We start from the raw sequence: 8,379 nt of genomic DNA on the forward strand, positions 1-8,379 counted from the left end.
GTAGTTGCCCGTGCAACTACCGCATCCAGAGGACGAAACGCGTTCTAGCGGGCGGTGGATTCGCGCGCGTTCAGCCGCACCGGCACTTCGATCCGGACCGGCTCGGTGCCCCGGGCGACGCCCTCGACGAGGTCCATCAACGCCGTGGCGGCGCGGCCGCCCACCTCGCGAGGATGGACGAACATGCCGGTCACCTGCGGCGACGTCAGCCGGAGCGAACCGCTGTCGACCGCGCTGCAGATCCCGAGCGCGCCGGGCACCGCGATGCTCCGGCGGCGTGCCTCGTGCAGAACGCCGAGCGCCAGATTCTCCGACGTCGTGAAGACCGCGTCCGGGCACACTGGCTGGTCGAGCAGCCTGCCCAGCGCCTCGGCCGTGCCTTCGGTGGTCGGCGGTTCGTCGATCTCGACCACCACCGGCTCCAGCCCCCGGTCTTCCGCCCAGCCGGTGTAGCCCGCGACCAGATCCGCCGCGTAGGAACGGCCGGTGTCGGTGGTGATCATCGTCGGTCGCGCGTAACCGTTGTCCGCCAGGTGATCCAGCATCAGCCGGGCGGCCTCGACCAGGTCGTTGTCCACGACTACCGGCACGGGACACGGCGCCGCCATCGGGCGCCCGACGGTCACCAGCGGCCGGTCACGGCACCAGCCCGAAGCGAAGAACGGCTCGTCGCCACGAGGATCCACCAGGATGGCGCCGTCGACCGAGAACGCGTTCAGCCGGTCGAGGTCCGCGTCCGTCGGGGCCAGCAGCAGGGCGTACGAGCGCTTCGACGCGGCCTCGGCGGCCCCGTTGAGGACTTCGAGGAAGTAGTCCGAGTTGGGCACGAGCGCGCAGGCGCTGCTCGCGTCGACCGAGTTCGCGAGCTGGATCGCCAGGGTGCGGCTGCGCCGGGTGACCAGCTGCTGGGCGTGCACGCTCGCCTGGTAGCCGAGCTCGGCCGCCGCCCGCGCGACGCGCTGCCGGGTCTCCTCGGAAATCCGGCCCTGCCCGCTGAGCACGTGGGAGACGGTGGTGATCGAGACCCCCGCGGCGGCGGCGACGTCACGGATGGTCGTCGGCACTCAGACCTCCACGGGCGGTCCCCAAACGCGGTTCGGCCGGTCGGTGTCCAGCCGGTAATCGGTGACGTGGGCGTCGCCCAGCCTACGTCCGAGGTTCGCCGCGGCCTCCAGCGGCCGGGCCGGATCGCGCTCCACCTCGCCCCGGCTGTTGCCGACCCCGACGACGATCCCGGCCAGGTCCTGGCGCAGATACCGGGTGAGTTCCTGGAACTGGGCCTCGAGGCCGAGCGTCGCGCCGCGATAGCTCTCTTCGCAGGAGATCAGCACGGCGGCGCGTTTGTTCATCAGCCCCGGCACGACGTCGGCGGTATGCGGCGAACTGCCGGAGGTGTAACAGAAAAGGCGGTCGAAGAAGGATTTGAGCCGCCCGGTCATGCCGTACCAGTGCAGCGGTGTCGCGTAGACGATCGCGTCCGCCGGGAGCACGTGGTCGAACAGCAGCCGCTCGTAGTCGTCCGCGATCCCGCAGGACCGGTCGCTCAGCCGGCATTCGCGGCAGTCCCCCAGCGGCGACTCGACGAAATCGGAGAGGCGGACGAAGCCGACCGTGTGCCCGGCTTCCTCCGCCCCCTTGCCCAGCGCCTGGGCGAGCGCCCAGGAATTGCCCTCACGACGCGGGCTCGAATCCAGCACCAAGACCTTCACGTGGTTCTCCCCGGAGAGACTGCAAAAACGCTTTTGCAGTCTCTCCGGGGAGGTATCACCTGTCAAGCGGTCAAGCGACCTTGGCGGCGGCCGCGAGGATGACCTCCGCGACGACGTCCGGCCGCGAGACCGAGACCGCGTGCGAGGCGTCGATCCTGGTCACCTCCGAACCGGCGCGCTCGGACATGAACGCCTGCGCGGCGGCGGGGATCGCGTGGTCCTGCTCGGCGATCAACGCCCAGGACGGCACGTTCTTCCAGGCAGGCTCGCCGTCGAACGGGGTGCCGAGCGCGCGCTCGGTGACCGGACGCTGGGTGACGGCCATGACGTCGGCGGTCTCCGCGGGAACGTCGGCCGCGAACACGTCCGAGAAGTTCTCGGGCTTGATCGACAGCTCGCCCCGCGAGGCGAGGACGTTCGTGGTGTCCGGGCCGAGCTTGCTTCCCTCGAACCGGCCGGACAGCTCGAACACGCTCTCCCCCGCTTCCGGCTGGAAAGCGGCGATGTAGACGAGCGCCTTGACGTTCGGCGCGGTGGTGGCCGCGCGGCTGATCACCACACCGCCGTAGGAGTGCCCGGCCAGCACCACGGGGCCGTCCACTCCGTTGACGACGTCGGCGACGTAGTCCGCGTCGGACTCGATCCCGCGCAGCGGGTTCGACGCGGCCAGCACCCGGTAGCCCTGCTCACGCAGCTTCGGGACGACGCCGTTCCAGCTGGACGAGTCGGCGAAAGCACCGTGGACCAGGACGATGGTGGGCTTCTGGTTGCTCATGGTGGCTCCTCGGAGTCAGAGAGAATGATCGGTCTTTCTCCCTGAACGATGCTCGTCCGGAACACCTTCCGCAACGTGACGAAGACGACCTAGTGGAATGACCGTTCTTTCTCTACAGTTGAGAGATGCCGACTGTCGACCGGGACGTCCACCCGAAGATCCGGCTGCTCGAGACAGCGTCACGGCTGTTCTACGCCGAGGGCATCCACGCCGTCGGAGTGGAGCGCCTGGTCTCCGAAGCGGCCGTGACCAGGGCGACCTTCTACCGCCACTACCCCACCAAGGACGACCTCGTCGCCGCGTACCTGAGCACCACGAGCGAGCAGATCCGCGCGGGTGTGGGCGCGGTGACCAGCGGAAAGCCTCCTCGCGAAGCGCTACTCGGCGCGCTGGGCATCGTCGGCGACCGGACGCTCGACGACGACTTCCGCGGCTGCCAGTTCCTCAACGCCGCCGCCGAGTACCCCGATCCCGCACACCAGGTCCGGCAGGTCATCGACGACCACCGGGATTGGTTCTTCGGCGTCCTGCGCGACCTGGCTCGCGACGCGGGTCACGCCGATCCCGACCACGCCGCGCGCACCCTCGTCCTGCTCCGCGACGGCGCGCTGCACGGCGGGAACCTCGACGACGCGGAAACCGTGCGCACGACCCTGCGCCGCGCTGTCACCGAGGTCGTCGCCTGAGCCGTCGCCCTATCCTGTCCGGCACTGTCGTCACGGACAGGACATAGCGCCTTCTCGACGGTCGTAACAAGTGCTACCTTCGCGGGAGGGGGCCCGGCCGGATCGAGGAGCGGCGACGATGAGCCTTTCTCCCAGCGCGCACGTCGACCCGTTCTGCCGCGACCGGCTGCCGCCCGCCGACCAGTGGCCACAGCTCGTGTTCGACCTCCCGGAACTGCGGTATCCCGACAGGCTGAACGCCGCGACCGCGCTGCTCGACGAGACCGTCGAGCGGCTGGGCCCGGACAGGCCCTGTCTGTCTTCACCCGCCGAAACGTGGACCTACGGCGAAGTCCTGGCCCGCGCCAACCGGGTCGCACATGTCCTGGTCACCGATTTCGGCGTCGCCCCCGGCGACCGGGTTCTGTTGCGGGGCACCAACACCCCGTGGCTCGCGGCGGTGTGGCTGGCCGTCCTCAAGGCGGGCGCGGTGGCCGTCACGACCATGCCGATGCTGCGGCGGGCCGAACTGGACAAGATCGCCGGCCGCGCGAAGCCCGCGATCGCCGTCTGCGACGAACGCCTCCTGGACGAACTCCCGCCGGATCTGCCCGTCGTGTCCTACGGAACGGATCTCGCCGCCCGAGCGGAACGGCATCCGGCGACGTTCGCCGACGTCCCGACAGCGGCCGATGACGTCGCCCTGCTCGCCTTCACCTCCGGCACGACGGGATCCCCCAAGGCGACGATGCACTTCCACCGCGATCTGCTCGCGATCGCCGACACGTTCTCCCGGCATGTCGTGCGACCGGCCGCGGACGATCTCTTCTGCGGCACGCCGCCGCTCGCCTTCACCTTCGGCCTCGGCGGGCTGCTGATCTTCCCCCTGCGAGCGGGTGCGGCGACGCTCCTGGTCGAACGCGCGACTCCGGCGGAACTCGCCGCCGTCGTCGCCGACAAGGGCGTCACGGTCCTCTTCACCGCCCCGACCGCGTACCGGGCCATCTTGAACTCCGGCCACGGAGGGCTCCTCGCCGGAGTACGCCGCGCGATCTCGGCGGGCGAGTCGCTCCCCGCTCCCGTGGCCGAGCGGTACCGGGAGGTCGTCGGGCGGCCGCTCATCGACGGGCTCGGCAGCACCGAAATGCTGCACGTGTTCATCTCCGCCGCCGACGACGACGCGCGTCCGGGCGCGACCGGGAAGGTCGTCCCCGGCTACCGGGCCGCCGTCCTCGACATCGACGGCTCGCCCGTCCCCGACGGAACGCCCGGTTTCCTCGCGGTGCGAGGCCCCACGGGCTGCCGGTACCTCGAAGACCCGCGCCAGCGGGACTACGTCCGCGACGGCTGGAACATCACCGGCGACACCTACGTCCGGGACGCGGACGGCTACTTCTGGTTCGTCGCGCGCAGCGACGACATGATCATCTCGTCGGGCTACAACATCGCCGCCCCCGAGGTCGAAGAAGTCCTGCTCGCCCATCCGGACGTGGAGGAATGCGCGGTGATCGGCACGCCCGACCCGGACCGCGGTTCGATCGTGACGGCGTTCGTCGTGCCGCGTCCCGGCGTCGAAGAAGGCCCGCGGTTCGCTCAGGCGCTCCAGGATCACGCGAAAGCGACTGCCGCGCCGTACAAGTATCCGCGCCGCGTCCGGTTCATCGAGGCGTTGCCACGCAACGCGAGCGGGAAGCTTCAGCGCTACTTGCTGCGTGAACTGTGAGCGCCGGGAAGCGGTTCGCCATGGTCGGCGCGCAGGCCGTCGAGGGAGATGCGCAGCAGCCGGTTCCACATCAGCGGGTGACCCCCGTCGGTGAGCTGCACGGCGTGGCCCAATGAGACCAGCAGGAGCAGCAGGTCTTCGGTGGTCACACCGGCGCGCAGGAGATCCTCGGCGCCGGCGCGCAGTTCTTCGATGACGAGCCGGAGCTGCCGGATACCCTCCAGATCGGGGTCCGACCAGGTCAGCGCGAAGTTCTCGACGATCACCCGGTGGCGCGCGTAGCCGGTCAGAGCCTGCTCGTAGAAGTCGGTGAGCGCCGCCCAGGGATCCTCGGCACCGATCGCCGCCCGGCGCGCGGATTCCGCCCACCTCGAGAAGTCCCGACGCAGGACCGTCCGGATGAGATCCTCCTTTTTCGGGAAGTGCCGGTAGAGGGTGCCCATGCCCACGCCGCTACGGCGGGCGATCTCGCGGACGTCCACCGCGGTGCCCTGCTCGGCCAGTACTTCGGTGGCTGCCTCGACGATCGCCTCCTGGTTGCGGATCGCGTCCGCGCGCCGTCGGGCGCTTTTCGGTTCAGCCACTGCCATGAGCAGACCCTACCCCTTTTGCGGAGCACTTGCTCCGCTCTGTGTTACGTTGAGGAGCAAGTGCTCCGGATAGCGAAGGGGATGCCATGTCCGACCCGTCCACCACCACCGCGAAAGCCGGCTGGAACGACCGGATCATCGCCGAATTCCGGGCGAACGCCGGCTACGTGTCCTGGAGCAGCGAAGAGGATTTCGCCGCGGGCCGCCCGGTCCCGCCCCGGTTCCCCGGATTCGACGAACGGGGTATGCCGCTGATCCTGGTGCACCACTTCGGGGCCAAGACCGGCCGCGAACGGATCAGCCCGTTGTTCTACCAGCCGGTCGGCGACGACTGGGCCGTCTTCGGAACCCACGGCGGCAGCCCGCGGCATCCGGTCTGGTACCACAATCTCGTGGCGAACCCGCGGGTCACCGTCGAGGTAGGCACGGAGACGGTGTCGGCCCTGGCCCGGCTCGCACAGGGCGCCGAACGCGAGCGGCTCTGGGCGAAAGAGGTGGCGCTTGTCCCGAAGTTCGCCGAGTTCGAAGCAGCATCAGGCAGGCAGATCCCCGTCGTCCTGCTGGAGCGCATCAAGTGACCGGTTCTCAGTCCCGCAGTTCGGACGCCGGCACACTCCCCCATGGTGGCCGCGGCGTAACGGACATACGGCGAAGCGAGCAGCTTCCGCCCGAGTTCGTCCACATCGGACGGACGACTGCGGATCCACAGCAAGGCTTCGATCGGCAGGCCGAGCAGAGCGGGTTCCACCACGGCGCGGATGTACATCCTCCCGTCGCGGCGAAGTGACTCGACCCGGCGCCGCACGGTCGACTCCGTTCCTCGTGGGTGCGCCTGCCGTCTTCGCGCAGCGCCCGCACCAGCACGCGCTCGTCCCGGGCGAGCGCGTCGCCGTCCGGGTGCCGCGGCCGCGGGGTCAGCTGCGGCAGTTCGGCCGATTCCTCCGGGGTCAGGAGCGCGGGCTGCCACTCGTGCACGGTCCGGTAGTACCTGGTGATCGGATCGGCGGTGGCCTCGTGCAGCCCGGAAGTGGCGGTGAGATCCCCCGAAACGTAGACCGCGAGCACCGCACTTCCGCGACCACTTCCGCCTGCCCGGTCACCAGGTAGCAAAAGCTCGTCTCCGGGCGCCGCGCCAGCGCGGTACCGGCGGTCCTGGCGAGACCGGCGCGGCTTTGACCCGCACCAGCATCGGCACCCCGTGCGGCGTCACCGCGATCGCGGTGCGGATCTTGTCGGACCTGGTCACCGCAGCCGAGAATTCGACCATTCCCACAAGTTGGTTGGAGGACGTGATCGAAGACGAACTCTGCCACCTCCCCGCGAGGGAGCTGGCGAAGCGGCTACGCACCTGTGAAGTCAGCGCGCGGGAAGTGGTGACAGCCCATCTCGACCGCGTCGAACGGGTCAATCCCGGGATCAACGCGATAGTCACGCTGACCGCGGACCAGGCCCTCGCCGACGCCGCCGAGGCCGATGAACGGCTGGCCCACGGCGAGGAAGTCGGGCCACTGCACGGGATCCCGGTTGCCCACAAGGACAATCACGACGTCGCCGGCGTGCGCACCACCTATGGTTCACCGCTGCTCGCGGACAACGTCCCGACCGCGCATTCGCCCATCGTGGAACGAATGCGCGCCGCGGGGGTGATCACGCTCGGGAAAACGAACATCCCCGAGTTCGGCGCGGGTTCGCACACGATGAACCCGGTCTTCGGGGCGACTCGCAATCCGTACCGGCCTTCGCTGTCCGCCGGTGGCAGCAGCGGCGGGGCGGCCGCGGCACTGGCCGCTGGACTGCATCCGCTCGCCGACGGCAACGACATGGGCGGTTCGTTGCGCAATCCCGCGTCGTTCTGCAACGTGGTCGGGTTGCGGCCGTCCCCCGGCCGGGTGCCCTGCGGACCCGACGGCCTCCCGGCCTCGTGGCTCGCCGTGCACGGCCCGATGGCCCGCACCGTAGGGGACGTCGCGCTCCTGCTGTCGGTGATCGCCGGCTACGACCCCCACAGCCCGTTCAGCCTCCGGGAGCCGTCCGAACCGTTCGCGGAACCGTTGGACACCGACCTCACCGGGCTGCGCGTGGCCTGGTCCCCCGACCTCGGCGGGCTCCCGGTCGACCCCGCCGTCAGTCAGGTCCTCGAACCGGCGGTGAAGGTGTTCGGTGACCTCGGCTGCGAGGTCGAAGAGGCCACGCCCGACCTCACGAACGCGGACGAGGTCTTCCGGACCCTGCGAGCCCGGATCTTCCACCTGAACCTCGGCGCGCTGGCCGAGGCCCATCCCGGTCGGATCAAGAAGACCCTCGCCGACGAAATCGCGTACGGTGCCACACTCGGTGGGCAACGGGTGGCGATGGCCAATCTCCTCCAGACCCGGCTCGTCGCCTCGACGCGGGAGTTCTTTTCGAAATACGATCTGCTGCTCGCTCCGGTCAGTCAGGTGCCGCCCTTCCCTGTCGAGTGGGAATACCCGGAAACCGTCGCCGGGCACGAAATGCGCGACTACATCGACTGGATGCGGTCGTCCTCCGCCATTTCGGCCACCCGATGCCCGGCGATCTCCGTCCCCGCGGGCTTTACCGCCGATGGCAGTCCGGTGGGATTGCAGATCATCGGCCCGCACCGAGGTGAACTGAACCTGCTTCGCGCGGCCCACATGTTCGAGCAGGCGACGCGGTACGGCGAACGTCGACCTGAGCTTCCCTGATCGCGACGACCACGGTGGCTGATCGCGATCTCGTCCGTCCACAAAGGACATTATTCCCAGCTGGAACCCGTTTTGAGGGGACCCATTGTCGCGTCGGGCGGGTGAGCGAAGTCCCGAGACAGCCGATGCCGAAGCGTACCGAGACAGGCCGATGCACCTGGCAGGACCCAACGTCGCGAAAGCCGCTTTCGGGACGCTTGATGTCCCGAAAG

General features: G+C 69.4%; 10 protein-coding genes. 4 read left to right on the forward strand and 6 right to left on the reverse strand.

Annotation, left to right across the window (positions count from 1 at the left end):
* Positions 1–44: 44 nt before the first annotated feature.
* From ACFWMR_RS41540 to ACFWMR_RS41550, 3 genes are all read right to left on the reverse strand, one after another.
* Positions 45–1,064, reverse strand: a complete 1,020-nt coding sequence (locus tag ACFWMR_RS41540; RefSeq protein ID WP_378382370.1) for a LacI family DNA-binding transcriptional regulator — start codon at positions 1,062–1,064, stop codon at positions 45–47.
* Positions 1,065–1,709 (reverse strand): flavodoxin family protein, encoded by a 645-nt coding sequence (locus ACFWMR_RS41545; RefSeq protein WP_378382371.1) that lies wholly within the window; start codon positions 1,707–1,709, stop codon positions 1,065–1,067. It abuts the gene before it with no gap.
* 70 nt (positions 1,710–1,779) lie between these two features.
* Positions 1,780–2,484, reverse strand: coding sequence for an alpha/beta fold hydrolase (locus ACFWMR_RS41550; RefSeq protein ID WP_378382372.1), 705 nt, complete (start codon positions 2,482–2,484; stop codon positions 1,780–1,782).
* Positions 2,485–2,609: 125 nt separating this feature from the next.
* On the opposite strand from ACFWMR_RS41550, the gene ACFWMR_RS41555 reads away from it, so the two are divergent.
* Entirely contained in the window at positions 2,610–3,170 is a 561-nt protein-coding gene (locus tag ACFWMR_RS41555) for a TetR/AcrR family transcriptional regulator (protein ID WP_093933802.1), read from the forward strand.
* 118 nt (positions 3,171–3,288) lie between these two features.
* A complete protein-coding gene (locus ACFWMR_RS41560) occupies positions 3,289–4,872 on the forward strand; it encodes an AMP-binding protein (RefSeq protein WP_378382373.1) in 1,584 nt (527 codons plus the stop codon).
* On the opposite strand, the gene ACFWMR_RS41565 is transcribed toward ACFWMR_RS41560, so the two are convergent.
* On the reverse strand, positions 4,851–5,462 hold the full coding sequence (locus ACFWMR_RS41565; RefSeq protein WP_378382374.1) for a TetR/AcrR family transcriptional regulator: 612 nt from the start codon (positions 5,460–5,462) through the stop codon (positions 4,851–4,853). The two genes, ACFWMR_RS41560 and ACFWMR_RS41565, sit on opposite strands and share 22 nt — an antisense overlap.
* Positions 5,463–5,548: 86 nt before the next feature.
* Here ACFWMR_RS41565 and ACFWMR_RS41570 point away from each other — a divergent pair, with 86 nt between their 5' ends.
* Complete coding sequence (locus ACFWMR_RS41570) at positions 5,549–6,040, forward strand: nitroreductase family deazaflavin-dependent oxidoreductase (protein ID WP_378382375.1); 492 nt, start codon at positions 5,549–5,551, stop codon at positions 6,038–6,040.
* A 7-nt stretch (positions 6,041–6,047) separates the two neighbouring features.
* On the opposite strand, the gene ACFWMR_RS41575 is transcribed toward ACFWMR_RS41570, so the two are convergent.
* A complete protein-coding gene (locus tag ACFWMR_RS41575; protein WP_378382376.1) occupies positions 6,048–6,527 on the reverse strand; it encodes a hypothetical protein in 480 nt (159 codons plus the stop codon).
* 31 nt (positions 6,528–6,558) lie between these two features.
* Entirely contained in the window at positions 6,559–6,729 is a 171-nt protein-coding gene (locus ACFWMR_RS41580) for a hypothetical protein (RefSeq protein WP_378382377.1), read from the reverse strand.
* Between the two features lie 13 nt (positions 6,730–6,742).
* On the opposite strand from ACFWMR_RS41580, the gene ACFWMR_RS41585 reads away from it, so the two are divergent.
* Positions 6,743–8,167, forward strand: coding sequence for an amidase (locus ACFWMR_RS41585; protein WP_378382378.1), 1,425 nt, complete (start codon positions 6,743–6,745; stop codon positions 8,165–8,167).
* Positions 8,168–8,379: the final 212 nt, after the last annotated feature.

This window comes from Amycolatopsis thailandensis (assembly GCF_042723255.1).
Taxonomy (GTDB): domain Bacteria; phylum Actinomycetota; class Actinomycetes; order Mycobacteriales; family Pseudonocardiaceae; genus Amycolatopsis; species Amycolatopsis thailandensis.

Excerpts from the sequence above, each read along its gene's own strand:
- ACFWMR_RS41550 (WP_378382372.1), bottom strand. The coding sequence starts at position 2,484 with ATGAGCAACCAGAAGCCCACCATCGTCCTGGTCCACGGTGCTTTCGCC.
- ACFWMR_RS41555 (WP_093933802.1), top strand. The coding sequence starts at position 2,610 with ATGCCGACTGTCGACCGGGACGTCCACCCGAAGATCCGGCTGCTCGAG.
- ACFWMR_RS41560 (WP_378382373.1), top strand. The coding sequence starts at position 3,289 with ATGAGCCTTTCTCCCAGCGCGCACGTCGACCCGTTCTGCCGCGACCGG.
- ACFWMR_RS41565 (WP_378382374.1), bottom strand. The coding sequence starts at position 5,462 with ATGGCAGTGGCTGAACCGAAAAGCGCCCGACGGCGCGCGGACGCGATC.
- ACFWMR_RS41570 (WP_378382375.1), top strand. The coding sequence starts at position 5,549 with ATGTCCGACCCGTCCACCACCACCGCGAAAGCCGGCTGGAACGACCGG.
- ACFWMR_RS41580 (WP_378382377.1), bottom strand. The coding sequence starts at position 6,729 with ATGGTCGAATTCTCGGCTGCGGTGACCAGGTCCGACAAGATCCGCACC.